This is a genomic window from Rhodococcus pyridinivorans (assembly GCF_900105195.1).
Taxonomy (GTDB): domain Bacteria; phylum Actinomycetota; class Actinomycetes; order Mycobacteriales; family Mycobacteriaceae; genus Rhodococcus; species Rhodococcus pyridinivorans.
In genome coordinates, this window is sequence record NZ_FNRX01000002.1 from 4,431,426 (window position 1) to 4,456,253 (window position 24,828).

Annotated in this window: 24 protein-coding genes and 1 tRNA gene; 14 read left to right on the top strand and 11 right to left on the bottom strand. The window is 69.1% G+C overall.

Features of this window, described 5'->3' with window-relative positions:
- Nucleotides 1-81 precede the first annotated feature (81 nt).
- The gene (locus BLV31_RS20975) at nucleotides 82-1,704 is read right to left on the bottom strand and encodes an acyl-CoA dehydrogenase family protein (protein WP_019289855.1); all 1,623 of its coding nucleotides are present in this window, start codon (nucleotides 1,702-1,704) and stop codon (nucleotides 82-84) included.
- Nucleotides 1,705-1,708: 4 nt separating this feature from the next.
- Nucleotides 1,709-2,371 (bottom strand): TetR/AcrR family transcriptional regulator, encoded by a 663-nt coding sequence (locus BLV31_RS20980; protein ID WP_024103164.1) that lies wholly within the window; start codon nucleotides 2,369-2,371, stop codon nucleotides 1,709-1,711.
- A 59-nt stretch (nucleotides 2,372-2,430) separates the two neighbouring features.
- Between BLV31_RS20980 and BLV31_RS20985 the strand changes: the two genes are divergently transcribed.
- Both BLV31_RS20985 and BLV31_RS20990 read left to right on the top strand, forming a co-directional pair.
- Nucleotides 2,431-3,654, top strand: coding sequence for a hypothetical protein (locus BLV31_RS20985; RefSeq protein ID WP_064060181.1), 1,224 nt, complete (start codon nucleotides 2,431-2,433; stop codon nucleotides 3,652-3,654).
- 55 nt (nucleotides 3,655-3,709) lie between these two features.
- Nucleotides 3,710-5,236: a carboxylesterase/lipase family protein gene (locus BLV31_RS20990; RefSeq protein ID WP_033096738.1), complete on the top strand. Its 1,527-nt coding sequence runs from the start codon at nucleotides 3,710-3,712 to the stop codon at nucleotides 5,234-5,236.
- A gap of 58 nt (nucleotides 5,237-5,294) precedes the next feature.
- Here the strand turns inward: BLV31_RS20990 and BLV31_RS20995 are convergent, their stop codons facing one another.
- The 3 genes from BLV31_RS20995 to BLV31_RS21005 are packed head-to-tail and all read right to left on the bottom strand — an operon-like array spanning nucleotide 5,295 to nucleotide 6,942.
- Nucleotides 5,295-5,621 carry a cupin domain-containing protein gene (locus BLV31_RS20995; protein WP_006551553.1) on the bottom strand — a complete coding sequence of 109 codons (327 nt, stop codon included), beginning with the start codon at nucleotides 5,619-5,621 and terminating at the stop codon, nucleotides 5,295-5,297.
- 35 nt (nucleotides 5,622-5,656) lie between these two features.
- Nucleotides 5,657-6,142 (bottom strand): dihydrofolate reductase, encoded by a 486-nt coding sequence (locus tag BLV31_RS21000; protein WP_033096739.1) that lies wholly within the window; start codon nucleotides 6,140-6,142, stop codon nucleotides 5,657-5,659.
- Nucleotides 6,142-6,942: a thymidylate synthase gene (locus tag BLV31_RS21005; RefSeq protein WP_039583962.1), complete on the bottom strand. Its 801-nt coding sequence runs from the start codon at nucleotides 6,940-6,942 to the stop codon at nucleotides 6,142-6,144. Before BLV31_RS21005 ends, BLV31_RS21000 begins: the two co-directional genes overlap by 1 nt.
- A 73-nt stretch (nucleotides 6,943-7,015) precedes the next feature.
- On the opposite strand from BLV31_RS21005, the gene BLV31_RS21010 reads away from it, so the two are divergent.
- Genes BLV31_RS21010 through BLV31_RS21030 form a run of 5 tightly spaced genes read left to right on the top strand, consistent with a single transcriptional unit; the run spans nucleotide 7,016 to nucleotide 11,735 of the window.
- A complete protein-coding gene (locus BLV31_RS21010; protein WP_006551556.1) occupies nucleotides 7,016-7,882 on the top strand; it encodes an Fpg/Nei family DNA glycosylase in 867 nt (288 codons plus the stop codon).
- Nucleotides 7,883-7,892: 10 nt separating this feature from the next.
- Nucleotides 7,893-8,945: a tellurite resistance/C4-dicarboxylate transporter family protein gene (locus BLV31_RS21015; RefSeq protein WP_064060182.1), complete on the top strand. Its 1,053-nt coding sequence runs from the start codon at nucleotides 7,893-7,895 to the stop codon at nucleotides 8,943-8,945.
- A complete protein-coding gene (locus tag BLV31_RS21020) occupies nucleotides 8,942-9,436 on the top strand; it encodes a hypothetical protein (RefSeq protein ID WP_039583964.1) in 495 nt (164 codons plus the stop codon). The genes BLV31_RS21015 and BLV31_RS21020 overlap by 4 nt, the downstream gene beginning before the upstream one ends.
- Nucleotides 9,433-10,080 (top strand): alpha/beta hydrolase family protein, encoded by a 648-nt coding sequence (locus tag BLV31_RS21025; RefSeq protein ID WP_019289864.1) that lies wholly within the window; start codon nucleotides 9,433-9,435, stop codon nucleotides 10,078-10,080. The genes BLV31_RS21020 and BLV31_RS21025 overlap by 4 nt, the downstream gene beginning before the upstream one ends.
- Complete coding sequence (locus BLV31_RS21030) at nucleotides 10,077-11,735, top strand: sensor histidine kinase (protein ID WP_006551563.1); 1,659 nt, start codon at nucleotides 10,077-10,079, stop codon at nucleotides 11,733-11,735. The genes BLV31_RS21025 and BLV31_RS21030 overlap by 4 nt, the downstream gene beginning before the upstream one ends.
- 25 nt (nucleotides 11,736-11,760) lie before the next feature.
- Here the strand turns inward: BLV31_RS21030 and BLV31_RS21035 are convergent, their stop codons facing one another.
- Complete coding sequence (locus BLV31_RS21035) at nucleotides 11,761-12,408, bottom strand: response regulator transcription factor (RefSeq protein WP_033096942.1); 648 nt, start codon at nucleotides 12,406-12,408, stop codon at nucleotides 11,761-11,763.
- A gap of 184 nt (nucleotides 12,409-12,592) precedes the next feature.
- Here BLV31_RS21035 and BLV31_RS21040 point away from each other — a divergent pair, with 184 nt between their 5' ends.
- Together BLV31_RS21040 and BLV31_RS21045 are read left to right on the top strand one after the other, a co-directional pair.
- The gene (locus BLV31_RS21040; RefSeq protein ID WP_039583966.1) at nucleotides 12,593-13,516 is read left to right on the top strand and encodes a nitroreductase family protein; all 924 of its coding nucleotides are present in this window, start codon (nucleotides 12,593-12,595) and stop codon (nucleotides 13,514-13,516) included.
- Nucleotides 13,517-13,533: 17 nt separating this feature from the next.
- On the top strand, nucleotides 13,534-13,803 hold the full coding sequence (locus BLV31_RS21045) for a hypothetical protein (RefSeq protein ID WP_006551566.1): 270 nt from the start codon (nucleotides 13,534-13,536) through the stop codon (nucleotides 13,801-13,803).
- Nucleotides 13,804-13,830: 27 nt separating this feature from the next.
- On the opposite strand, the gene BLV31_RS21050 is transcribed toward BLV31_RS21045, so the two are convergent.
- The 3 genes from BLV31_RS21050 to BLV31_RS21060 all read right to left on the bottom strand — a co-directional run bounded on the left by BLV31_RS21050 (nucleotide 13,831) and on the right by BLV31_RS21060 (nucleotide 16,790).
- Nucleotides 13,831-14,742, bottom strand: a complete 912-nt coding sequence (locus BLV31_RS21050) for a universal stress protein (RefSeq protein ID WP_006551567.1) — start codon at nucleotides 14,740-14,742, stop codon at nucleotides 13,831-13,833.
- Nucleotides 14,743-14,767: 25 nt separating this feature from the next.
- Nucleotides 14,768-15,808: an LLM class F420-dependent oxidoreductase gene (locus BLV31_RS21055; RefSeq protein ID WP_006551568.1), complete on the bottom strand. Its 1,041-nt coding sequence runs from the start codon at nucleotides 15,806-15,808 to the stop codon at nucleotides 14,768-14,770.
- A 73-nt stretch (nucleotides 15,809-15,881) separates the two neighbouring features.
- Entirely contained in the window at nucleotides 15,882-16,790 is a 909-nt protein-coding gene (locus tag BLV31_RS21060) for a universal stress protein (RefSeq protein WP_006551569.1), read from the bottom strand.
- A 146-nt stretch (nucleotides 16,791-16,936) separates the two neighbouring features.
- On the opposite strand from BLV31_RS21060, the gene BLV31_RS21065 reads away from it, so the two are divergent.
- From BLV31_RS21065 to BLV31_RS21075, 3 genes are all read left to right on the top strand, one after another.
- The gene (locus BLV31_RS21065) at nucleotides 16,937-17,380 is read left to right on the top strand and encodes an RrF2 family transcriptional regulator (RefSeq protein WP_006551570.1); all 444 of its coding nucleotides are present in this window, start codon (nucleotides 16,937-16,939) and stop codon (nucleotides 17,378-17,380) included.
- 54 nt (nucleotides 17,381-17,434) lie between these two features.
- On the top strand, nucleotides 17,435-18,658 hold the full coding sequence (locus tag BLV31_RS21070) for a globin domain-containing protein (protein WP_019289865.1): 1,224 nt from the start codon (nucleotides 17,435-17,437) through the stop codon (nucleotides 18,656-18,658).
- Between the two features lie 74 nt (nucleotides 18,659-18,732).
- The gene (locus BLV31_RS21075; RefSeq protein WP_072740561.1) at nucleotides 18,733-21,045 is read left to right on the top strand and encodes a M28 family peptidase; all 2,313 of its coding nucleotides are present in this window, start codon (nucleotides 18,733-18,735) and stop codon (nucleotides 21,043-21,045) included.
- A 5-nt stretch (nucleotides 21,046-21,050) separates the two neighbouring features.
- On the opposite strand, the gene BLV31_RS21080 is transcribed toward BLV31_RS21075, so the two are convergent.
- Nucleotides 21,051-22,559: a glutamate-cysteine ligase family protein gene (locus tag BLV31_RS21080; protein ID WP_039957993.1), complete on the bottom strand. Its 1,509-nt coding sequence runs from the start codon at nucleotides 22,557-22,559 to the stop codon at nucleotides 21,051-21,053.
- A gap of 145 nt (nucleotides 22,560-22,704) precedes the next feature.
- Entirely contained in the window at nucleotides 22,705-23,526 is an 822-nt protein-coding gene (locus tag BLV31_RS21085; RefSeq protein ID WP_006551574.1) for a M23 family metallopeptidase, read from the bottom strand.
- Nucleotides 23,527-23,762: 236 nt separating this feature from the next.
- Between BLV31_RS21085 and BLV31_RS21090 the strand changes: the two genes are divergently transcribed.
- Together BLV31_RS21090 and BLV31_RS21095 are read left to right on the top strand one after the other, a co-directional pair.
- Nucleotides 23,763-23,835, top strand: a tRNA-Arg gene (locus BLV31_RS21090).
- Nucleotides 23,836-24,005: 170 nt separating this feature from the next.
- On the top strand, nucleotides 24,006-24,821 hold the full coding sequence (locus tag BLV31_RS21095; protein ID WP_006551587.1) for a DUF5602 domain-containing protein: 816 nt from the start codon (nucleotides 24,006-24,008) through the stop codon (nucleotides 24,819-24,821).
- Nucleotides 24,822-24,828 lie beyond the last annotated feature (7 nt).

Here is a 24,828-nt window from a genome sequence, read left to right on the forward strand (position 1 = left end):
AGTCGATTCCTCGCAGGACGTATTCCAGTATGCCCTCGACCTGAGACGGGTGACAGCGCCGCAGGATCGGACCCGCCCTCGTCAGACCCGGTCGAGGATCGCGGCGGTGTCCACGCCGGTCGGCAGTGTGCCCATCGCGATGCCCCAGTCGTCGTCGAGCCGACTGCGGCAGAACGCCTCCGCAACGGCGGGATGTCCGTGCCGGACGAGCTGCGCGCCCTGCAGGGCCAGGGCCATGAGCTCCACGACCCGCCGTGCCCGGTACTCGGCGTCCTCGAGGTCGGCGAGTTCCTTGCCGATCCGGGCGATGGCCGAATCGAGCCGCGGATCGGCACCTTCCGCAAGCCTGACCTCGGTGAAGAACGCCTCGACGGTGTCGGGTTGCCGCGCCATTGCACGCAGCGCGTCGAGTGCCGCGACGTTGCCGGATCCTTCCCAGATCGACATGAGCGGCGACTCGCGATAGAGCCGCGGCATGCCCGATTCCTCGGCGTAGCCGTTGCCGCCGAGGCATTCGAGGGCTTCGGCGGCGACCGCGGGTGCCCGCTTGCACACCCAGTACTTGGTGACGGCCAGCGCGATGCGGCGCAGGGCGGCCTCCTGCTCGTCCCCGGCGGCGCGGTCGGTCGCCCCGGCCAGACGCATCATCATCGTCGTCGCGGCATCGGACTCGACGACGAGATCGGAGAGGACGTTGCGCATGAGCGGCTGGTCGACGAGCAACGCGCCGAACGCCTTCCGGTGACGGGCATGGTGAACCGCGCGCAACGTCGCGATCCGCATGTTCACGGCCGAGCCGATGACACAGTCGAGTCGCGTCATGTTCACCATCTCGATGATGGTGTTGATGCCGCGACCTTCCGGGCCGACGAGCCAGCCGATCGCGTTCTCGTACTCGATCTCGGAGGAGGCGTTCGACTTGTTGCCGAGCTTGTCCTTCAGCCGCTGGATGCGGATGGCGTTGCGGGTGCCGTCGGGCAGGACCCGCGGGAGCAGGAAGCACGACGGTCCGTGCTCGGTCTGCGCGAGCGTGAGGAACAGGTCGGACATCGGCGCGGACGTGAACCACTTGTGCCCGACGATCGTGTACGAACCGTCGGCGTTGGGGGTCGCGGTGGTGGTGTTGGCGCGGACGTCGGAACCGCCCTGCTTCTCGGTCATCGACATCCCGGCGATCAGGCCACGTTTCGTGGAGGGTTCGCGCAGCCCGAAGTCGTAGTGCGGCGCGGCCAGCAGCGGCTCGTAGCGCTCGGCAAGTTCGGCGTTGTGGCGCAGCGCCGGGATCGCGGCGTAGGTCATCGAGATCGGGCACATGTGCCCGGCATCGGTATGCCCCCACACGTAGAACTTCGCGGCACGGGCAACGTGCGCGCCGGGACGCGGGTCGCGCCAGGGTGCCGCGTGCAGGCCGTTCTCGACGGCGACGGTCATCAGGTCGTGCCAGTGCGGATGGAACTCGACCTCGTCGACGCGGTGGCCGTAGCGGTCGTGGGTGTGCAGCACGGGCGGATACTCGTTGGCGAGCCGCCCCCAGTCCTGGGCACGGGCGGTGCCGGCGAGGGCGCCGAGTTCGCGGACCTCGTCCTCGGCCCAACTCGCCCCTTCGCGGCGCAGTCCTTCGAGGAGGGCGGGGTCGTCGGCGGCCCCGTAGGGCTCGAGGTCCGGTACCTGGTTGAACACTTCGTGGGTGGCGGGGAAATTCACGGCTTCACTCCTGAGTCGTTCCGGAAGGCAGATGCCCCGCCGCTCGCAGTACGAGGACGACGAGGTCGGGGACGGTGGATCCGGCCGCGCTGTCTCGAAGGCGACCGTCGGCCGCACTGTCTCGAAGGCGACCGTCGGCCGCGCCGGGGAGGCGACCGGTGAGCACCTCACCGACAGCCCCGACGAGCGCCGCGGCGGTGAGCTCGACGTCCTGTTCGGGGAATTCACCGGTCTCGACGCCGTGGCGCACGGCGTTCGCGAAGGCCGCTGCGAAGGCGCGGCGCAACACGAGTCGTTCGGCGTCGACCGCGGCGTCGACCGGTTCGGCGAGCAGGGCGTAGGCGAGGGTGGGATTGCGCAGCGCACGGCGGGAGAAGGTGTCGACCACCGCGGTCACCCGGTCGGCACCGGATCCGGTTGCGGCCGCGGACGTCACGGCCTCGACCTCCCGCTCGCACAGTTCCCGGAAGATCCGCACCATGAGATCGGACTTGTCGACGTAGTGCCGGTAGACGCTGCCGGTGGCGACGCCGGCCCGTTCGGCGACCGCCGAGACGGACAGTCCGCTGTATCCGCGTTCGCTGAGCAGAGTCACGGCGGCAGCGGCGATCGCCTCGCGCTGCGCGTCGAGTCGCTCCTGCACTGCGGGTGTCCGCCGGTACGCCACACCAAGGATTGAACCTCGGTTCAGTGCTTCGGTCAACGGTCGGCGCTACGGTCGGGACTGTGAATCGCCTGAGCGTCGTGGACGAGATGTTCCTCCACCGCCACAAAGGAACCGGCCTGCCGTCGGTGATGCAGGGTCTGTGGCGCACCGACGAGACCGTGGACGCGACCCTGTTGCTGTCCCTGCACGACGTGCTGTCCGAAGGCCCGCTCGGTCGCCGTGTGGTCCGTCCCCGGGTTCCCGGTGCACGCCCCCGCTTCGAACCCAACACGCACGTCCATCCACTGCGCTATCCCGCGACCCCCATCCCCGACGACGAGCTCCTCGCCTGGGCCGACGAGCACGCGAACGTGGACGTCGATCCCGAGCTCGGTCCCGGCTGGGCGGTCGCCGCGACCCGACTCACGAGCGGCGGCACCGCACTGTCGATCGTGTGCTCGCACGTCCTGACCGACGCGCGGGGATTCGTCCGCGCGGTCGCCGACGCGCTCGCCGACCGGCCGCGACGACCCGACCCCGGTCGCCAATCCGACCTACGCGATGCGATGCAGTTGTTCCGGAAGGTCGGCAGCGGGCTGCGCCGCGTGAAGTACACACCTCGCACGGAGAAACCGACCGCGCCGCAGTCGGTGCACTCGCGACCGCGCACCGCGCTCGTCGACGTCGACGCGGCGCAGTGGAAGGCCGTCGCGGCCGCGGAGGACGGCAGCCCGAACGCCCTGCTGCTCGCCGTGTCCGCCGGTGTCGCCCGGCGCGCCCGCATCCCGTTCCCCGTGCGCATCTCCGTTCCGGTCGACGACCGGAAGGAGGGAACCGTCTCCAACGGCGTGTCGATGGTGGGGATCACCGTCGACGACGGCGACACGCTCGCCTCCATCCGGGCCCGCGCCGCGCACGCCTATTCGCAGCCGCGGGAGGGCGCGCCGCACAACATGCCGGCCGAGATCCTGCAACTCCTCCCCGACCGGATCGCCGCCCGCGTCGCGCGCGGTGCCGGTGAGCGGGACCTGTTGTGTTCCAACATCGGCGCGGTGCCCCGCGAGCTCACCACGCTGGGCCCGTACCGCACCACCGGGATCGCGATGCGCGCTATGCACCCGGGACTCGACACCCGGCCGGCCCGCACCACGACCCGCCTGTCGGTCTACGCCTGCCACACCGACGAGCGGTACACACTCGCGTTCGTCGCCCTCGACGAGGAGCGCTTCCCCGACACCGCGACGCTGCACACCTACGTACGGGCAGAGCTCGCGGGCCGAGGCCTCGAGCCCCACTTCTGGTGACGTCGACGGTGGACACGGCGGCTACCGTGACGCCCCGTCACGTACAGTGCGGAGCATGACGCCCGAGACCCACGTCACATTCGCCGACGGAACCGTCCGCGGCACCCGGCTCGACGGCCTCCTCGCCTGGCGCGGCATTCCCTACGCCGCTCCCCCGGTGGGCCCGCTGCGGCTGCGGGCGCCGCAACCGGTCGAGCCCTGGACGGGAGTGCGCGATGCGACGCAGTTCGGAAATGCCGCCCCGCAGCGTCCGCGCTACGCCGAGACCGGTCGTCGCGGGGTGCGAGTGCGTCCCGACGAGGACTGCCTGACCCTCAACGTGCTCGCCCCCGCCGGTCGGGTCCATGCACCGCGACCGGTCATGGTGTTCATCCACGGCGGCGCCTTCACCCTCGGCACGAGTGCCCTGTCGGTCTACGGCGGCGAGTCGCTGGTCCGACGCGGCGACGTAGTCTACGTGTCGATCAACTACCGTCTCGGAGCGCTCGGCTATCTCGACTTCGGGTCCTTCTCCACCGATTCGGTCCGATTCGATTCCAATCTCGGTCTGCGCGACCAGGTGGCGGCGCTCGAATGGGTCCAGCGCAACATCGCGGCCTTCGGCGGCGACCCCGACAACGTGACGATCTTCGGCGAGTCCGCCGGCGGCACCTCGGTGACGACCCTGCTCGCGACACCCGCCGCGCGCGGACTGTTCTCCGCCGCGATCGCACAGAGCCCGGCGCCGAATCTCGTCGTCACCTCCGACCGCTCGGCCGAATGGGGCCGGAAGTTCGTCGAACTGCTCGGTGCCGATCCGGATACCGCCGCGCAGGCGCTGCTCGACACCTCCCCCGTCGAACTCGGGCGGGTGGGATCGCGCCTCGGGGCGCAGGTACTGCGCGCGACTCCCGGTCTGCATCCCTTCGGCCCGGTCGTCGACGGCGATTTCGTTCCGCTCCAACCGCTCGAGGCGTACGAGACGGGCGCGGCGCATCCCGTTCCGCTCGTGCTCGGGACGAACGACCGCGAAGGTGCACTGTTCCCGAAGTTCCTCGACGCGCTGCCGACGAACCCTCGGCGGATCGACGCACTGTTCGCCGCGACAGATCCCGAGGCGAAGGATCGCATCACGGGGATCTATCCGGGATATCCGGACGAGCGTGCCGCGATCGATCTCGGCGGCGACCTCACCTTCTGGTATCCGTCCGTGCAGTTCGCGCAGGCACATTCGCGTTTCGCGCCGACCTTCATGTACCGCTTCGATCTCGCGCCGCGAGTGCTGCGCTGGACGGGCTTCGACGCGACGCACGCGGTGGAGTTGCTCGCGGTCTTCGACCAGACCGACGAACCGCTCGGCCGGGCGCTCACGGCACTCGGTGGGCGACGCGGCCTGCGGACGGCCGCCGGGGCGATGCAGCGCCAGTGGCTGAACGTGGCCCGGCACGGTGAACCACTGCCGTCGTGGCCACCCTACGACGAGAAGGACCGCGCGACAGTGATTTTCGACGAGGTCACGCGCATCGAGCACGATCCGCGTCGCGAGCGCCGCCTCGCGTGGGAGGGCTACCGCGGGTACGCCGCTCCGGCACCTGTTCAGTAAGCGCCGCTTCTCGACGCGCGCAATGAGCGTCGCTACTCGGCGCGTGCAGTGAGCGACGCTACTTGGCGACGGTGAGCAGGAAGGCGACGTCCTCGATGGCGCTGACGCTGTGCCGGACCGGCGGGATGATGATCATGTCGCCCGCCGAACCCTTCCACACGTCGTTGCCGGCGACGAGCTGGAGCTGACCCGACAGCACCTGCAGGGTCGCCTCGCCCGGGCTGTCGTGCTCGCCGAGTTCGTGCCCCGCCAGCAACGCGACGACGGTCTGCCGCAGGTGCTTGGTATGCCCACCGAAAACCGTCTGGGAGCTGCGTCCGCTGCTGGACGTCGCTGCGAGTTTGAGCTGCTGCCGTGCCATGGCGGTCAAGGAGAGCTTGTCCATGTACCGCAGTATCGCTCAGATGCCGCCGCGAGAACTCAGCTTCGGGCGTACCGGATCCAGCGGAACCTGATTCCCTTGGTGGACGTCAGCCATTCTCCGGGATCCGCCACCCACTCGGCGCCGATCGGAGGTGCGGTCGCATCTCCTGCGACGTCGAGGTCGACCTCGGTCACGAGCAGCTGCTTCGCGAACGGCATCGCCTGCGCGTAGATCTGGCCCCCACCCATGACGACGACCTCGTCCTCACGGGCGAGTGTCAGTGCGTCCTCGAGGCTCGTCGCGGTCTCGGCGCCCTGGGCCGACCACTCGACGTTGCGGGTGACGACGATGTTCCGGCGTCCCGGTAGCGGCCGGAACCTCGGCGGCAGTGAATCCCAGGTGAGCCGGCCCATGATCACCGGCTTTCCCATCGTCGCGTCCTTGAAGAACGCCATGTCCTCGGGGATGTGCCACGGGATGGTGTTCTCCCGGCCGATCACACCACCACGTGCCTGAGCCCAGACGAGGGTGACATCCCCCATCAGACGGCCACCGGCGCCTTGATCGCCGGGTGGTGCCGGTAGCCGACCACCTCGACGTCCTCGTAGCGGTAGTCGAAGATCGAGTCGCGCGGGTGCAGCTTCAACGTCGGGTAGGGATACGGATCACGGGTGAGCTGCTCCGTGACCTGCTCGATGTGGTTCGAGTAGATGTGGCAGTCGCCGCCGGTCCAGATGAACTCTCCCGGCTCGAGTCCGGTCTGCTGCGCGACCATGTGGGTGAGCAGCGCGTAGCTGGCGATGTTGAACGGCACGCCGAGGAACATGTCGGCGCTGCGCTGGTAGAGCTGGCAGCTGAGCTTGCCGTCGGCCACGTAGAACTGGAAGAAGGCGTGGCACGGCATGAGCGCCATCTTGTCGAGCTCGGCCACGTTCCACGCCGAGACGAGGATGCGCCGCGAATCGGGGTCGGTGCGCAGGGTCTCGATCACCTGGCCGATCTGGTCGATGTGCTGCCCGTCGGGGGTCGGCCACGAGCGCCACTGCACGCCGTAGACCGGGCCCAGATCGCCGTCGGGTGCGGCCCACTCGTCCCAGATCGTCACGCCGTGCTCCTGCAGCCACTTGACGTTGGAGTCGCCGCGCAGGAACCACAGCAACTCGTAGACGATGGACTTCAGGTGCACCTTCTTCGTGGTGATCAGCGGGAAGCCCTCGGACAGATCGAAGCGCATCTGATGGCCGAACAGGCTCCGCGTGCCGGTTCCGGTACGGTCCGCCTTCTCCGCGCCGGTCTCGAGGATCAGGCGCATCAGGTCTTCGTAGGGCGTCGACACAGTCACGAGCGCAGTCTATCGGTGGGTCGAAGGTGTCCGTCGCCACCCGCGAACGGCCCGGCGACCGTAGCCTGTTCCCATGCCCGAGCTCCCCGAGGTGGAAGCACTTGCGGTGTTCCTGCGCGAGCACGCGGTCGGCAGCGTCATCGGACGCATCGACGTCGCGGCGCTGAACGTACTGCAGACGGCCGACCCGCCGATCACGGCGCTGCAGGGACGCGACATCACCGGAGCGGTGCGCTTCGGCAAGTTCCTCGCGATCGACTGCTCGGGGCTGCACCTGATCACGCACCTGTCGCGCGGCGGCTGGTTGCGCTGGCTCGACGAACCGTCGCAGACTCCCCCGAAACTCGGTCGCGGTCCGCTCGCCCTCCGCGTGCACCTGTTCGCCCCCGACGCGACGACACCGGCCTTCGATCTCACCGAGGCCGGCACGAAGAAGCGCCTCGCGGTCTGGATTGTCGACGATCCGCAGCAGGTGCCCGGCATCGCCCGCCTCGGCCCCGACGCGCTCGCCCTCACCCGCGACGAGTTCGCCGAGCTCCTGACCGACAGCACCTCGCGCCTCAAGACGTTGCTGATCGACCAGAAGATTCTCGCGGGCATCGGCAACGCCTACTCCGACGAGATCCTGCACGTCGCGCAGCAGTCACCGTTCGCGACCGCCGGACGGCTGACCGACGACGAGGTGACCGCGCTGTACGGGGCGATGCGGTCGGTGCTGACCGATGCCGTCACGCGCTCGGTCGGGCAGGACGCGGCGCGCCTCAAGGGCGAGAAACGGTCGGGGCTGCGCGTGCACGGCCGCACCGGTGAGCCGTGCCCGGTGTGCGGCGACACCGTCCGCGAGGTCTCCTACACCGACCGTTCGTTCCAGTACTGCCCGACCTGCCAGACCGGAGGGAAGGTCCTCGCCGACCGGCGGATGTCCCGCCTGCTGAAGTAGCGGGCACGCAGTGCAGGCCCCTTCCCGTCTCCGCGAAGAAGTCCGCATCCTCGCGCCGGGTTACTTCGCCTTCGTCATGGCCGGCGGAATCGTGTCCACCGGACTCCACCTCCGCGGTTTCCACCTCGCATCGGCCGTGCTGCTGATCGTGTCCGCGATCGGATACGCGACGCTGGTGGCCCTGTCGGTGTGGCGGTTCTTCGCGTTCCGCGACGAGGTCCGCGCCGATCTCGCCGATTCCGGACGGGCGTTCGGCTTCTTCACCTTCGTCGCGGGCAGCAACGTGCTCGGCGTACGCCTGATGATGGACGGCTGGCATTCCACCGCGGCCGTACTACTCGTGGGCGCGGCGGCGACGTGGCTGGTGCTCGGATATGTCGTCCCGTGGACCGCCGTGCTCGGCACGGCGGAGCGTCCCGTCCTCGCGAAGGCGAACGGAACGTGGTTCATCTGGGTCGTCGCCAGCGAGTCGGTGGCCATCGCCGCGGCCACGCTCCAACCGGTCTACCGCGAACTGGACCGGCTCCTCGCCGCCCTCGCGGTGTTCACCTGGGGCGTCGGGCTGTTCCTGTACGCGGCGGCCGGTGTCTTCGTCGCGGTGCGGATGTTGCAGTACCCGTTGCGACCCACCGACCTGACCGCCCCTTACTGGGTGTCGATGGGAGCGTGCTCGATCACCGTCGTGGCGGGTTCACGGATCGTCGAGATGGACGACGCACCGATGGTCGACGCGACCCGCGGACTGATCGCGGGCCTCGCCGTCGTCATCTGGGTCTTCGCGACGTGGCTGCTCCCCCCGCTCGTCGCGGCCGGTTGGTGGCGACACCGCGTCCACCGGGTGCGGCTGGACTACGACTCGTCCCTGTGGTCGATCGTCTTCCCGCTCGGCATGTACGCGATCGCGGGGATGTATCTGGGTCGCGCCGACGATCTGCCACTGGTCGGCGCGATCGGCGCCGCCGAATTGTGGGTCGCGGTGGCGGCCTGGGTCGCGGTGTTCGCCGCGATGCTGCACCGCATGTGGGTACGGCTCATACGGCCGGTCGAGCGCGACCGACGGTGACCGCCCGTGCTCGGGCCCGCCCCATCCCGCCGTACCAGCGGACGGCGAGCACGACAGCCAGGGCCACAGGCCTGGTCGCCGGTGCGGCCGGCGTGGCCGCCATGACCATCGGGGAGAAGATCGAGCAGGCCGTCACCGGGCGACCGAACTCCCACGTGCCGGGCCGCGTACTCGCACGGTTGACGGGCGCCTCGGAATCGGCCGGACAGCGCTCGACCGCCCTGAACTGGGCGATGCACTTCGGGCAGGATATCGCCCTCGGCGTCCTGCGTTCGGTCATGGCCGAGGTGGGCCTGCGGGGGCCGCTCGCATCGTCGAAGTTCACCGTCGTCCGTCTGACCAACGACCAGATCCTCGAGAACGCGACCGGCGTGGGAGCACCCCCGCAAACGTGGCCCCGTTCCGAGCTGGCGATCGACGTCCTCCACAAGAGCGTCTACGGCTTCGTCACCGGTGCCGTCGCCGACGCGGCGGTTACCGTATCGGTGTGAATGTCGAACCGCTGGACACCGGCACCGTGGCCGGTCACCTGCATCTTCCCGAGGGCAGTCCGCGGGGTGCCGTCGCGTTGACGCACGGCGCCGGCGGCAACTGCGACGCCCGGATCCTGCAGCTGATGTGCTCCCGGTTCGCCGATGCCGGCTTCCTCGCCCTGCGCTACGACCTGCCGTTTCGCCGTCGCAAGCCCAAGGGACCCCCGCAGCCGTCCCGCGCCGCGGAGGACCGCGAGGGTGTGTCCGCCGCGGCCGCGGAGCTGCGCGACCGCGTGTCCGGGCCCTTACTGCTCGGCGGCGTCTCCTACGGCGGCCGGCAGACGTCGATGCTCGCGGCCGACGAACCCGGCATCGCCGACGCCCTCGTCCTGCTGTCCTATCCCCTCCATCCCCCGGGCAAGCCGGAGAAGCTGCGCACCGAGCACCTGCCGAAGATATCGGTGCCCACGGTGTTCGTCCACGGCGACCGCGACCCCTTCGGTACCTTCGACGAACTGCGGGAGGCACTCGATCTCCTGCCCGCGGCCACGACTCTCATCGAGGTCACCGGGGCCGCACACGACCTGAGCCGCGCGAAGACGGATCCCTCGGAATCCGCCGTGTCCGCCGCGCTGCACCTGCTGGAAGAGAAGAAGTCATGATCGAACCCACCGACGTCGCCATCGACACGCTGCTCGCCGAGCTCCGCGACCGGCTCGACGATTCCGTCGACGCCCCGACGACCCTGCGCGGACTGCTCGAAGCGGTGCTCGTGGTGGGGTCGGGTCTCGAACTCGACTCCATGCTCCAGCGCATCGTCTCCGCCGCGACCGCCCTTCTCGACGCCCGCTACGGCGCGCTCGGCGTGCGCGCCGCCGACGGTGGTCTGTCGGAGTTCGTGTACGTCGGGATCAATCCGACGCAGCGCGAGGTGATGGGCCATCTGCCCGAGGGCCGGGGCATCCTGGGTCTGCTCATCAACGATCCCCGGCCGGTCCGTCTCGGCGACCTGTCGAAGCATTCCGCCTCCATCGGTTTCCCGCCCAACCATCCGCCCATGAAGAGCTTCCTCGGAACTCCGATCATGGTGCGCGGCAAGGTTTTCGGCAGCATCTACCTCACCGAGAAACTGGGCGCACCCGAGTTCACCGAAGAGGACGAGGTGATCCTCAAGGTGCTCGCGATGTCCGCCGGTGTGGCCGTCGAGAACGCGCGCCTGTTCGAGGGCTCCCTCGACCGCGAGAGATGGCTTACCGCAATGGCATCCATCAACTCCCGGCTGCTGATGGGTGGGTCGGTGGACGAGACGCTGTCGATGCTCACCGGCCAGGTCCGCGAACTCGCCCGGTGTGCGGGCGCCTATGTGATGCTCGTCGACGGCCACCACGGCCGCCTGCAGGCCGCGTCCCCCGCAGCGCCGTGCGGGAAGGACAAGCGTTTCGATCTCACCGGATCGCCTGTGCTGAAAGCGCTCAAGAGCAGGCAGCCGATGCACCTCGATACCCTCGAGGGACTGCCACCGATGGAGCAGGGCGACGAAGGACACGCGGTGGTGCTGCCGCTGTCGGCGACGTCGACGGTCACGGGTGTGCTCGTCGCGACCCGCGAGGCCGGTACCGAACCGTGGGACGACGAGGACGTGGCCCGCTTCGAATCCATGGCGAACCTCGCGGCCGTGGCCCTCGAATTCGCCGAACAGCAACGCAAGAAGCGGTTGCTCGACGTGCTGGCCGATCGCGATCGCATCGCACAGGACCTGCACGACAACGTCATCCAGCGCCTGTTCGCCACGGGTATGAGCTTGCAGAGCGCGACCGCGGACGGTGCGGGTACCGAACGCGTCGTGGAGGTGATCCGCCACGCGATCGAACAGCTCGACCGGACGGTGCGCGAGATCCGCACGACCATCTTCGATCTGCACACCACCGGCGCGGCGGCGTCGAACAGTCTGCGCCGGAGACTGCTGGACGTGGTGGGCGACCTGAGCATCCACTCCTCGGTGGCGCCCAACGTGCAGTTCGTCGGACCCATCGACACGCTGGTGCCGATGCGCATCCACCCGCATGCCGAGGCTGTGCTCCGCGAGGGGCTGAGCAACGCGCTGCGCCATTCCCAGTCCGACAACATCTCGGTGTCGGTCTCGGTTCAGGACGATTTCCGGATCGAGATCCTCGACGACGGCACGGGTCTGCCCGACATGCCTCGCCGCAGCGGGCTGGCGAACCTCGAGCGGCGCGCCGTGCAGTGCGGCGGGTCGTGCGAGATCGGTCCGGCCCACCCGCGCGGCACCCGGGTGCTGTGGGCGGTCCCGCTCTGACGGAACGGGTCCCGCCCGCGTCGGACTAGGACGTCGGCTTGCCGCGCTCGTTGCGCAGCTCGGTGGCGAGCACCGCGGCCTGCGTGCGGCGCTGCATGCCGAGCTTCGCCAGCAGCCGCGAGACGTAGTTCTTCACAGTCTTCTCCGCGAGGAACAGCCGTTCGGCGATTTCCCGGTTGGTCAGGCCCTCACCGATGAGTTCGAAGACGGCGCGTTCTTGCTCCGACAGCTCGGCCAGCGGATCGGCCGTGCGCGACGCCCGGATCCGCTCCATGAGGGCGGCGGTGGCGCGGCTGTCCAGCAACGAGCCGCCCTCGCCGACGGTGCGGATCGCCGAGACGAGGTCGGTGCCGAGGATCTGCTTGAGCACGAACCCGGAGGCGCCTGCCATGATCGCGTCGAAGAGTGCCTCGTCGTCGGCGTAGGAGGTGAGCATCAGGGCGCGCAGACCCGGCATGCGGGTACGCAGCTCGCGGCACAGTTCGACACCGTTGCCGTCGGGAAGCCGCACGTCGAGCACCGCGACGTCGGCGCCGCTCTCGGGCACGCGGGCCAGGGCCTCGCCCACCGAGGCGGCCTCACCGACGACGGTGAAGTCGGGCACGCTGCTCAGCAGATCCACCAGGCCGCGCCGCACGATCTCGTGATCGTCGACGAGGAACACGCGGGTCATCTCGGGCACCTTTCGTTGACATGCTGTCCCGTCATTGTCCCAGGTGTACCGCGATACCCACGTCCTCGGGGCCGTTCGACACCCATCTGGGGACCTTCTCCCCCTGCCCCGCGGGCGCCGCTCGGGAGACGCTGGAAGGGCAGAGGTGGACATGTAGGGCGAACGAGCCGACGCGGAGGATGTCGTGACTGTCGATGCCGGAACCTGGTCGCTCGGTGACACCGAGATCATTGCGCGTGCGGTGGTGGAGGCACCCTCGGTACACGACACGCAACCGTGGAATCTGCGACTGCCCGATCACAGCGCCGAACTGGAGGAACGCCTCGAGTTCGCCGAGCCGGGACCGGACCCGCTGCGCGTCGACCGGTTGATCTCGTGTGGCACGGCCCTCGCGAATCTCGAGCTCGCGATCCGGGTCCTCGGCAACCGATCGCGCACCTCGGTGCTGCCCGATCCGCAACGTCCGGAGCTCATCGCCCGGATCGAGACGCTCGGCTCGGGTACCCCGAGTAGCCGCGACCTGCGGTTGTACGCCGCCATCTCGCATCGGCGCAGCCATCGCGAATCGTTCACCGACATCCCGGTGCCGACGGCGACGCTCGCAGACGTCGTCGCCGCGGCCGGGGAGATACCCGACGTCGACGTGCGTCTGCTCGCCGCCGACGAGGCCGTCGCCCTGGCGCAGGTGCTCGCCTATGCGGCGGAGGCCCGCCGGCGTCACCCGCACTACCAGCGGGAGATGTTCTCGTGGACCTCCCACTGGCAGCCGCGCGGCAACGCCGAGGTGGTCACCACCTGGAGCGCGACCCTCGACGAACACGGCGCGGCCGGCGAGGCCATGGTCACGTCGGGGATCCCCGACGTCGATGCGCTGGCGGCGGCGATCGCGCGCGAATCGGTGCTGCTGTTCTCCGCCCCGTCCACCTCGCCGGCGGATCTGGTCCGGGTGGGCGCGGCGGTGGAGCGGTGCTGGCTCGCGGCCATCGATGCGCGATTGTCGGCGTCGGTCGTGACGCATCCGCTGCGGGTCGAGGACGCCGGTTCGCGCCTGGCAGAGATGCTCGACCTGCCGGTCGTGCCGCTGGTGATCCTGCGCGTGGGTTTCTGACGAGAAGAGAGATCGAGGTGACGATGAGCGCACCGACCGAGGATCCGATCGACGATCCGACCCGCGAGTTGTTCCGCACGGCCCTGGACATGGCACAGGCCGCCAAGGCCGGCAACGTCTCCGGGTGGCTGTCCGCCCGTTACGAGTGCGGGCGCGTCGAGGACGTCGCGTTCGTACTCTCGCAGATGCTCGGGGTGCTCATCGAGAACGGCGCGATCAGCCGCGGCGTGCATCCGGCCGACGCGTGGAGGGAACTGCGCGAGCGGGGCGTCGACGACTTCGGGTGACGCCCCGCATCGCTCCCTCGTCCGGGATCAGTCCTCGGTCTGCTTCGACCGGACGACGAGGACCGGGCAGTCCGCGGTCTGGATCAGCGCATTGCTCGTGGAGCCGAGCAGCAACCCCTTGAAGCCGCCGCGTCCGCGGGTTCCGACCACGAGAAGCTGTGCGGCCTCGGCGTATTCGCTGAGCACTCGCACCGGCCGGTCGCGGGCGACGACACGTTCGACGGTGACGTCCGGGTACCGCTCCTGGTATCCGGCGAGACGTTCGGCGAGCACGATCTCCTCACCGGTCTGGATCCGGCTCCAGTGCGGGTCCTCCGGGACGGCGCCGAGCGAGGGCTGGACGCTCACGTCGCTCCACACGTTCACCGCGACGAGCGTCGCGCCGCGTGCGGATGCCTCCTCGAACGCGACCTCCACCGCGTCGCGGCACGAGACCGAGCCGTCGACACCGACGACGACGGGCCCCTTTGTCGGCGGCGCACCGTCGAAGGTGCGGCCCCGCACCACGACGACGGGCGCCATCGCGTGCGAGACGACCGCCGTGGAGACCGAACCGGCGAGCAGGCCCTTCACCTCGCCGAGGCCGCGCGAGCCGACGACGAGCCGGTCGGCGTGCTCGGCCTGTGCGATGAGCGTGGGAACGACCTTGCCTTCGAGCTGTTCGGTGGTGATCTCGACGTTCCCGTGACGGTTCTCGTCGATGATCTGCCGGGCGAGCACGGCCGCGTTGTCGAGCCGGTCGCGGGCCGTCGCCTTCATCTCCTCGTGGAAGCTCTGCGCGAGGTAGGGCTCGGAGTAGTAGAAGGCGGGGATGTGCACGACGGTGACGATGCGCAACGGCAGGCCGCGGATCGCAGCCGTCCGTGCCGCCCAGTGCACCGCGGTCGTGGACGCGTCGGATCCGTCGACGGCCACGACGATCGGCTTGTTCTCGGTCATCGCACGAGGAACCTTTCTCGGTGGGTCAGCCGCAGATCTGCCGCAGCTGTTCGATCAGTCGCACACGACCTGCGGTGTCGGCCGCGAAGGGGGTGACGTTGAGGGTGGTGACCCCGGCCTCCGCGAAGGCAGCGACTCGCTCCCGCACGAAGCCCTCCGAACCGATCAGGGAGATCGAGCGGAGCAGTTCGACGGGCACCGCCGCGGCCGCCTCCTCCTTCTTGCCGGCCAGGTAGAGCTCCTGGATGGTCTCGGCTTCCTTCGCGTAGCCGTAGCGGATCGCGAGGTCGTTGTAGAAGTTCTTGCCCTTGGCGCCCATGCCGCCGACGTACAGCGCGACCATGGGCCGGACCCAGTCGAGCATGTGGTCGACGTCGTCGCCGATGGCGAGCGGGGTCTGCGCGTAGATCTGCAGGTCGCCGAGTGCGGGATCGCGCTTGGCCTTGCCCTTCGCGATCGATTCGCCCCACACGTCGGCGGCCTTCTCCGGGTAATAGAACAGCGGCTGCCAGCCCTCGGCGATCTCGGCGGTCATCTCGACGTTCTTCGGGCCGAGCGACGCGATGATGATCGGGATACGTTCGCGCACAGGCTTGTTGATGATTTTCAGCGGCTTGCCGAGTCCGGTGCCGCGGTCTTCGGGCAGCGGGATCTGGTAGTACTTGCCCTGGTGGTCCACCTTCTCGCGGCGCCACACCTGCCGGCAGATGTCGACGATCTCGCGGGTGCGACCCAGCGGCGCGTTGTAGGGAACGCCGTGGAAACCTTCGATGACCTGAGGGCCCGACGCGCCGACACCGAGCACGAATCGGCCGTCGGAGACGAAGTCCAGACCGGCCGCCGTCATGGCGGTGAGCGTCGGTGTCCGGGTGAACAACTGGAGGATGCCGGAGGCGAGTTCGACCCGGGAGGTCTTCGCCGCCAGATAGCCGAGCTGACTCACCGCATCGAACGAATAGGCCTCGGGTACGAACACGATGTCGAGGCCGGCCTTCTCCAGGTCGGCCACCTCCGCCGCGGTCTCCGCGAAACCTCCGCTGTAGTTCAGTCCCATCCCGATGCGCATGCGCCACCTTCGTCCCTGCTGCACACCCCCGTTCGGGGGCGCGATCGTCCATGTGCCCCGCACACTACCGCCGTCAGGAGGTGACCGGTCGCACCACCATCACCGGGCAGCGCGCCTCGCGCATGAGCGCGTTTCCGGTAGAACCGAGCACCATCCCCTTGAAGCCTCCCCTGCCGCGAGTCCCTACCACGACGAGCTGGGCTTTCTCGCTCCAGGACTGCAGATGGGCGCGGGGGCCGTCGACGTAGACCTTCCGGTGGACCGTCACGTCCGGATAGCGCTCGCCGTAGCCCGCGAGGCACTCGGACAGCAGGGAGTGCTCGTACTCCTCGAACGCGCGGGGATCGAAGTCGAGGGGCGACTCGTCGATCTCCCCGACTTTCAGGTCGCTCCAGACGTGGACGGCGACGAGGTCGACCCTGCGCCAGGATGCCTCCTCGAACGCCAGATCGACCGCTTGGCGGCTCGCGGGGCTGCCGTCCACGCCGACGACGACGGGTCGCTCGTCGGGGACGGGCCCTTCCGGTCCTCGCACCACGACGACCGGGCATTCGGCATGACCGGCGACGGAGACCGGGGTGGAACCGAGGAAGGCCTCCCCCATCTTGGTGCTGCCGGTGGCCCCGAGGACGATCATGCGCGACGTGCGGGACAGTTCGACGAGCCACTTGGCGCTTCCGGTGAGGGCGAGCTCGGCGGTGATCTCGAGGTCCGGCGCCACCGCCTCGGCGGTCTCTGCAGCCTCCTTCAGGAGTGCCTGAGCCTCGGCCTCGCTCCATTCGAAGACCTGCGAGGGGCGGAAGAAGGGAAGTTTCGTCCAACCCGAGGGTGCGAAGTCCACCGCGTGGACGAGATGCAGTGGGATCTTCCGGCCGGCCGCGGTGGCGGCAGCCCACCTCACCGCCCGCTCGGAGGCCGGGGAACCGTCGGCACCGACGGTTACGTGGTTGTGGTCGCGGGGTGCTTCACCGAGAGGTTTCACGTCCGTGAGGCTAGTCGGATCCGGTACGTCCGGATACGGACTTTGGTCATCACATCGGGATTCCTTCGGTGGCAATGCATTCCATCGACAGCGATGTGCGTCACATAAAATTGTCATCGCGAATGCGAATTTACTAGCGTAGGGCCATGCAACTCACCCGGTTCACCGATCTCGGACTGAGAGTTGTGATGCATCTCGTCGCCGGCCCGGCGGGGAGTATGCCCGGTACCAGAACGATTGCAAACCAGCTCGATCTGTCGTACGCACATACGACGAAGGTCGTCGCCCGACTCGGCGAGCTCGGGGTGGTGGCCACCCGCCGCGGACGCGGCGGAGGCCTGACCGTCACCGAACTCGGCCGCACGGCGAGCCTCGGATGGCTCACCCGAGCCCTCGAAGGTGAAGAAGAAGTCGTCGAGTGCGAAGGAGCGAAGCCGTGCCCCCTGCGTCACGGCTGCACCCTGCGCTCGAAGCTGCGTACCGCACAGGACGCCTTCTACGCCGCTCTCGACGACGTCACGATCGCCGACCTGGCGACCCCTGACGCCGGTCCGGTCCTGCTCACCCTCGAACCACCCACCGGCCGCTGACCCACGGCGAGGCTGCCGGTGCAGCCCGTCACGACACACACGAGGAGACACACCATGCCGCTCTCACCCGAATCCAAGGACGTCATCGCCGCGACCCTCCCGGCGGTGGGAGCCGCCATCGGCGACATCACCCCGTTGTTCTATAGCAAGATGTTCGCCGCCCATCCCGAGCTCGAACGCGATCTGTTCAACCGCGGCAACCAGAAGCAGGGTGAGCAGCAGAAGGCACTCGCCGGATCGATCGCGGCCTTCGCGACGCTCCAGCTCGATCCCGATCCCGCCCGTGTCGAGGCGATCCTGTCCCGCATCGCCCACAAGCACGCCTCGCTCGGCATCAAGCCCGACGAGTACTGGATCGTCCACAAGCACCTCTTCGAGGCGATCGTCGAAATCCTCGGAGAGGCAGTGACTCCGGAAGTCGCGAAGGCGTGGGACGAGCTGTACTGGCTGATGGCCAATACCCTCATCTCGATGGAGGCCGATCTGTACCGGGCCGCAGGTGTCGAGGCCGGCGACGTCTGGCGCACCGTCCGCGTCGCCGACCGCGTCCACCAGTCCGCCGACACCGTCTCGTTCGTGCTCACCTCGCTCGACGGTTCCCCGCTGCCCACCTTCCGTCCGGGCCAGTACCTCTCGGTCGGCGTCCGCCTCCCCGACGGCGCCCGCCAGATCCGTCAGTACAGCCTGTCGAGCGCACCCGCGAAGGGCGACTGGCGTATCACCGTCAAGCGGGTCCTGGAGACCACCGCACCCGACGGCACCGTGCTTCCCGCCGGTGAGGTGTCGAACTTCCTGTACAACAACGTCTTCGAGGGCGACGAGCTGGAAGTCACCACTCCCTTCGGCGATCTAGTACTCACCGAGGACGACACCCCGATCCTGTTGGCGTCCGCCGGCATCGGATGCACCCCGATGATCGGCATGCTCGATCATCTCGCCGGCGTCGGCGACGAGCGTCCCGTCGCGGTCCTGCACGCCGACCGGTCGGTCGCGAGCCACGCCCACCGCCGCGAGCTCGAGACCCTTGCCGAGAAGATCCCGTCGGCCCAGCTGTACCGCTGGTACGAGGACCTCGGCAACCGCCGGCCGCTCGAGACGGTCCGCGTCGGACGTGCCGACATCTCCGATCTGCCGCTCGATCCGAAGACCCAGGCCTACCTGTGCGGCCCGCTGCCGTTCATGCTCTCGCTGCGCGAGGCCCTGATCGAGCGCAACGTCCCGGCCGAGAACATCCACTACGAGGTGTTCGGACCCGACAGCTGGGCGCCTGCCTCCTGATCCGACCCGATCCGATCGCGGTGCCCCGGCTGAGTCTGCCGGGGCACCGCTGCATTCGCGGCTAGGCTGCACCCATGGACTCCGCCGCGGCTGTTCGCCACCCGGCCCCGTCCCCGCGTAGCCGATTCCAGGCACTGGGTAGCAGTGTCCTCGCGCTGATCGGAGTCCTTCTCATGGCGGGCCTCGTTGCGCTGTTCCCCGGGTCCGACGAGCCGCTCGGAACCGATGCACCCGCCGATGTCTTCAGCGCCGCCCGCGCCGGTGAACACATCGACGCGATCGCCACCGGCCCACGACCGCCCGGGTCGACCGCCCACGCCGCCGCCCGCGACCATCTCGTCGCCGTCCTCGAGGATCTCGGGTGGTCCACCCGCGTCGACTCCGGCGTGGGATGGATGGCGCGGTCCGGTGAGGCGACCCAGCGCGGTGCCCGCGTGCAGAACATCGTGGCGACCCGAGCCGGTACCGATCCCACCGGCACCGTCGTGCTCGCCGCGCACTACGACACGGTCCGGGGCTCCCCCGGCGCGAGCGACGACGGGATCGGCGTCGGCACGGTCCTCGAGGTCGCCCGTGCCATCGAGTCCGGTCCTCCCTCGCGGAACGACGTCGTCGTCCTGCTCACCGACGGTGAGGAGAACGGTCTGCTCGGCGCCCACCGGTTCGTGGGCACGGAGTCCGTGCGGGCCGGTCCGGTCGTCGTGCTCAACCACGAGGCCCGCGGGAACGCCGGTACACCGACGACCTTCCGGATCACCTCACCGAACGGCGTCCTGATCAACAGTCTGGCGGGGGCACCGGGAGCGAACGCGGACTCCCTCACCGAACTGATCTTCGAGGCGCTGCCGAACGACACCGATTTCCGCCGCTTCGCCGAGCACGGCCACCACGCCCTCGACACCGCGATCTCCGCGGGATCGGCGTACTACCACAGCCCTCTCGACACCCCCGACCGTCTCAGCCGGACGTCGCTGCAGCACATGGGCGACACCTCCCTCGCGACGGCCTGCACCCTCGCCGGATCCGATCTCACGACGGTCGACGACGGCGGCGACCAGGTCGTGACGACCGCGCCCTGGGGACTGCTCCACCTGCCGCGGTGGGCCGAGGTCGTCGGGGCGATCGTGCTGGCAGGCGTCGTGGGGGCGATCGTCGTGCTGCGGGTGCGCCGCGGCCAGACGTCGGCCTGGCAGGCCGGCGCTGCCGTGGCCGTGTCGCTGCTCGCCGCCGTCCTCGCGGCGGGCGCAGCGTGGCTGCCGTGGTGGATCGTGCAGACCGTCGATCCGGGCATGGCCGCGCCGGTCGCCGACGAGCCCTACCGGCCGGGTGTCTTCCAGTTCGCGGCGGTCGTCGCGGCCCTCGGTGTACTGCTGGTCGCGCGATCGTGGTGGGGTCGCGGCCGTCCGGCCGCCGCGCTCACGTGCGGAGCGTTCACGCTCGTCGCGGTGCTCGCTCTCGCCGGTATCCCCTTCGCCGGTGTGCCGCTGACAATGCTCGTACTCGTCCTGCCGACGGCGCTGGGTCTGCTGGTGGCGCTGCTTCTCCCGCAGGACGACACGGTGTGGCCGCTCGTCGCGATCGCCCTCGGCGCGCTCGGCTCGCTGATCTTCGGCCTGCCCGCCGTGCTGGTGTCGTTCGACGCCGGACTCCTCTACGGGGCACCGGTGACCGGTCTGTTCGTCGCATTCACGTTCGCCGCGGTACTCCCGCTGTGCGAGCCGTTCGCGTCGACCAGCCGCGGGCTCGTCGTCTCCGCGACCGGCACGATCGCGATCGTCGTGGTGGGCACGCTGCTCGCCGGCTACCTCAACCGGGACGGGGCGACCGATCCCCGGCAGGAATACCTTTGGTACTCGCTCGACGCCGATCGGGGTGCCGCGGTGTGGGGATCGCCGGACGGCCCGAGATCCGACTGGAGCGAAGGGCTGCTCACCACCGGTCCCGAATCGCTCCCCACCGCCTTCCCGTGGCGGGAGCACCGGCCGATGTACCACGGGCCCGCTCCGGTCGCCGACCTCGAGGCGCCCGAGGTCGAGATCCTCGAGGACACGACCGGCGGAAGCGCCCGGAAGATACGACTGCGGTTGAGCTCACCGAGGAACGCCCAGGCTGTCGGGTTGTGGATCGACAACACCACCGCCCACGTCCACGGCGCGACGGTGGACGGCTTCCGCGCCGAACCGTCCGACGACTTCGGTTTCCTGTTCTGGGCTCCCGGTGCCGACGGGATCGAGGTCGAGCTGACGTTGAGCATGCTCGAGAGCCGCCTAGGCGTCCGCGTCGCCGATCTCGGTGACGATCTCGGCGAAGTAGCCGGCTTCGAGCCACCCGCGGATCGCGTCGTCGTCCAGCCGACGGTGGCCGTGACGCGGACCCTACAACTGTAGGGCCGTCACTCCCACTCGTGAGCGGGAGTACCCGAGGCCATGTTCTGCACGTAGTCCTTCATCATCCCGAGCAGGGCGGTGCGACGGTTCTCGCCGGCAGCCTCGCGTCGGGCCACCTGCCGTCGTTGCCACGCTGCCCCGGTCTGCCGAGTCAGTGCACGCCCCTCGACGATGCCGAGATAGCGGTCGCGGACCGCCGCCGACAGTCCGTATGCCTCGAGGCCCTGGTGCGCAAGCGGCAACAGGCACCGCAGCACGAGTTCGTCGGCGCCGACCCATCCGGTGCGCGGCCAGTACAGCTTCGCGTCGAGACCGAACTTCGCACCGAGCACGAGGTTCCGCTCGGCGGCGTCGAAGCTGAGGTCGCGCCAGAGCGGCTCGTCGGCGTCGGTGAGGGCGCGCAGCGTCCCGTAGTAGAAGGCGGCGTTGGCCATGGTGTCGAGGACGGTCGGTCCTGCAGGGAGCACACGGTTCTCGACGCGCAGGTGCGGATGGCCGTCGCTGATGTCGTAGACGGGCCGGTTCCACCGGTAGATGGTGCCATTGTGCATCTGCAGTTCGCGCAGTTCGGGAATCCGGCCGGCGTCGAGTTCGGCCATCGGATCGACGTCCGAGACCTCCGGAAGGAGAGCCGTGAAGTAGTGGGAGTTCTCCTCGAACAGGTCGAGGACGGAGTCGATCCACCGCTCACCGAACCACACGCGGGGACGGACGCCCTGGTTCCGCAGTTCGAGCGGACGCGTGTCAGTGGCCTGCGCGAACAACGGGATCCGGCTCTCGTGCCACAGCGCCTTGCCGGCGAGGAAGGGCGAGTTCGCCGCGAGCGCGACCTGCGCTCCGGCCAGGCACTGGGCGGCGTTCCAGTGCGTCGCGAAATCTTCGGGGGCGATCCGCAGGTGCAGCTGCAGGGACGTGCAGGCCGCCTCGGGAACCACCGAATTCATGTCTGCGCGAAGGGTTTCCACGACATCGCTGCCGGGCAACGGCACACCGTCGAGATCGAGTTCGATGTCCTCGCCGCGCGCCGCGAAGATCTGCTCGTTGAGCGCTTCGTAGCGGGGATTGGCGGTGATCCGGCCCCGTTCGAGATCGTCGAGTTCGAGCGTGGGCAGCATGCCGATCATGACCAGCTGCGCGTCGTGCAGGTGCATCCGCTCGTCGGCGCGCCGCAGCGACGACCGCAGCGACTCTTCGAGTTCGAAGGGTTCGTCGCCGGTGAGACGTCGCGGCTCGACGTTCATCTCGACGTTGAACTGGCCGAGTTCGGTCTGGAAGACCGCGTGATCGTCGATCGCCTGGAGCACCTCGAGGTTCGACATCGCGGGCGACATGTCGTCGCGGACGAGGTTGAACTCGATCTCCATGCCGAGATGCGGTTCGGGTGACGAGTGCACGTCGACGAAGACGTCCTCTCGAAGCATCCGCTCGAGCGCCTTCATGCAGTCGCGAACCTTGCTCCGGAACATCCGCCGGTCTTCCCCGGTGAACGAACGTGCGGATATCTCAGCTCCCAATGGAACCCCCGGGTCGGCGCGCGGTCTGTCGAGCCAAGCCTAGCGCGCGCTCACGCTGCGGGTGGGATCGACGGCGTGCCGTCGGGTGGGATCGAACACTGCGGTGGGATCGAACACTGCGGTGGGATCGAACACTGCGGTGGGATCAGACGGCGCGGTAGCCGCCCCAGTCGGTGACGACGCCGCGATCGCTCAGCCACGCGTTGGGGTTGATCTTGGTGCCTTCGGTGTCCCAGACCTCGAAGTGCAGGTGCGGTCCGGTGGACCAGCCCTCGTTGCCGACTGTGGCGATCTGCTGGCCGGCGTTGACACGCTGACCGGCCGAGACCTGGTAGGTGCTCACGTGACCGTAGACGGCGGTGGTGCCGTCGTCGTTGAGGACGCGGACCCACTGGCCGAAGCCGGAAGCCGGTCCGGCGTCGAGGACCGTGCCGTTGGCCGCGGACTTGATGGGCGTTCCGATCGGGGCTGCGATGTCGATGCCGCCGTGGTGGGCGCCCCAGCGCGGACCCCAGTCGGAGGTGAGGGTGCCGGAGACGGGCTGGACGGCGGAGGGAGAAGCCGGGTTGAGCTGGTCGAGCCAGCTGGGACCCGAGAACTGATCGAGGAAGCCGGTGACCTCGGCCGGAAGCTCGGGTGCGCCCTGCTCGGCCGGGGTGGTGATGCCGGGGATGGCCGGGATCTCGACACCCTCGGGCAGCAGGCCCGCGGGGAGCTCGAAGGGCAGGCTGGGCGCGGGGGCCTCGGCCTGGACGTGGTCGTGGCCGGGATGCGCGGCAGCGGTGCCGGCGCCGATCTGCGAGCCGACGGCGAAGAAGGCACCCGTGGCAGCGGCGACGGTGGCGGCCTTGACCGGAGCGGACGTACCGGTGGGCTCGACGCGGTGACGGCCCTTGCCGGAGGACGGCACACGAATCGTCTCGAGGTCGAATGCTTCGTCTTCGCGTGTGCGCTGATGGCGTCCCACAGTGTGTCCCTTGTTTCGTCCCGACTTCGACCGGGTATCCCCCCGGCCGCTCCTGGCGACCCAAGGTAACAAAACGGTATAGGGAAAGGCCAGTGTTACCTTTCCTCGATCTCAATCGGCGGGAACCTGCAGGTCGTACGCCCGGCCTCGAGAGCCTCGAGAACGGGCGCTTGGTTACGGCACGCGCCCGGCGGCTACACTCACAACGCGCCAAGGTCGGCTTCGCCCGGCCGGACGCCTCCGTAGCTCAGGGGATAGAGCACCGCTCTCCTAAAGCGGGTGTCGCAGGTTCGAATCCTGCCGGGGGCACACATCGGGTCCGCCGGCTCCGCGAGCACTCCCGGACCCCACCCCCGGAACGTCACGGGCACCGTCCCGTCCACGCATCACGGTTCGATCTAGTCGGCCCTCCACCGTTCGCGCGACAGTTAGCATCCACAACGATGCCGCTCGACGACGACGGAAATCGAGGACCCCGCATGGACATTCGGCCTCGTGCCCGACATCTCGCCGTGATCGTCTCGGCGGCGGTCCTCGGATTGTTCGTCACTCCTGCTCCCGCAGGAGCCGGGGGAGTCTCCGGCCTGGTCGAAGGACCCGCTCATCCCGTCGGGGCGGGCAACGCCCGCACGTACGTCACCGTCGACGAGGCGGGCACGCCGGCCACCATCGGGGTGCGACTCGATGCGGCGGCCCTCGACGACCTGCCCGGTGCGCTGCTGCCGGTCACCGAGGCCTACGTGCTCGAGTTGCCCGAGGAGGCGGCCGCCACCGCGTTCGACCACGTCACGGTCGACTGGAACTCGCACGGCCACGACCCCCAGCACGGCTTCGACGTCCCGCACTTCGACGTCCACTTCTATCTCCTGGATCGGCCCACGGTGGAGTCGATCCATCCCTTCGCCCCCGGCTACATCCCGGCCGCGGCCCGCGTGCCCGACCCGCGTTACGTGCCGGAGGGGTACGCACCGTCCGGGGATCCGCTGACGTCGACCGTCGCGGGCATGGGACTGCACTGGGTGGACACCACCGAGGCGGAGCACGATCCGGCAGCGGGACACCACCTCACCGAGACCGTGCTCTACGGCACGTGGGACGGACGGCAGGCGTTCATCGAACCCATGCTGAGCCGGGAGTGGCTCGCGACGCGGCCGGCGCACCACGAGGAACTCCGACTGCCCGAGGCGTACCAACGCGAGGGCCTCTACCCCACCACCTACTCCGTGTGGTGGGACGAGGCGTCGCAGACGTACACGGTCGAACTCGGTGGGCTCACGATGCGCGAGGCGTCGTAGGCCGGTC

Excerpts from the sequence above, each read along its gene's own strand:
- BLV31_RS21075 (WP_072740561.1), top strand. The coding sequence starts at position 18,733 with ATGGACTCCGCCGCGGCTGTTCGCCACCCGGCCCCGTCCCCGCGTAGC.
- BLV31_RS20995 (WP_006551553.1), bottom strand. The coding sequence starts at position 5,621 with ATGGACAAGCTCTCCTTGACCGCCATGGCACGGCAGCAGCTCAAACTC.
- BLV31_RS21010 (WP_006551556.1), top strand. The coding sequence starts at position 7,016 with ATGCCCGAGCTCCCCGAGGTGGAAGCACTTGCGGTGTTCCTGCGCGAG.
- BLV31_RS21000 (WP_033096739.1), bottom strand. The coding sequence starts at position 6,142 with ATGGGGGATGTCACCCTCGTCTGGGCTCAGGCACGTGGTGGTGTGATC.
- BLV31_RS21095 (WP_006551587.1), top strand. The coding sequence starts at position 24,006 with ATGGACATTCGGCCTCGTGCCCGACATCTCGCCGTGATCGTCTCGGCG.
- BLV31_RS21035 (WP_033096942.1), bottom strand. The coding sequence starts at position 12,408 with ATGACCCGCGTGTTCCTCGTCGACGATCACGAGATCGTGCGGCGCGGC.
- BLV31_RS21030 (WP_006551563.1), top strand. The coding sequence starts at position 10,077 with ATGATCGAACCCACCGACGTCGCCATCGACACGCTGCTCGCCGAGCTC.
- BLV31_RS21065 (WP_006551570.1), top strand. The coding sequence starts at position 16,937 with ATGCAACTCACCCGGTTCACCGATCTCGGACTGAGAGTTGTGATGCAT.
- BLV31_RS21050 (WP_006551567.1), bottom strand. The coding sequence starts at position 14,742 with ATGACCGAGAACAAGCCGATCGTCGTGGCCGTCGACGGATCCGACGCG.
- BLV31_RS21055 (WP_006551568.1), bottom strand. The coding sequence starts at position 15,808 with ATGCGCATCGGGATGGGACTGAACTACAGCGGAGGTTTCGCGGAGACC.
- BLV31_RS20990 (WP_033096738.1), top strand. The coding sequence starts at position 3,710 with ATGACGCCCGAGACCCACGTCACATTCGCCGACGGAACCGTCCGCGGC.
- BLV31_RS21070 (WP_019289865.1), top strand. The coding sequence starts at position 17,435 with ATGCCGCTCTCACCCGAATCCAAGGACGTCATCGCCGCGACCCTCCCG.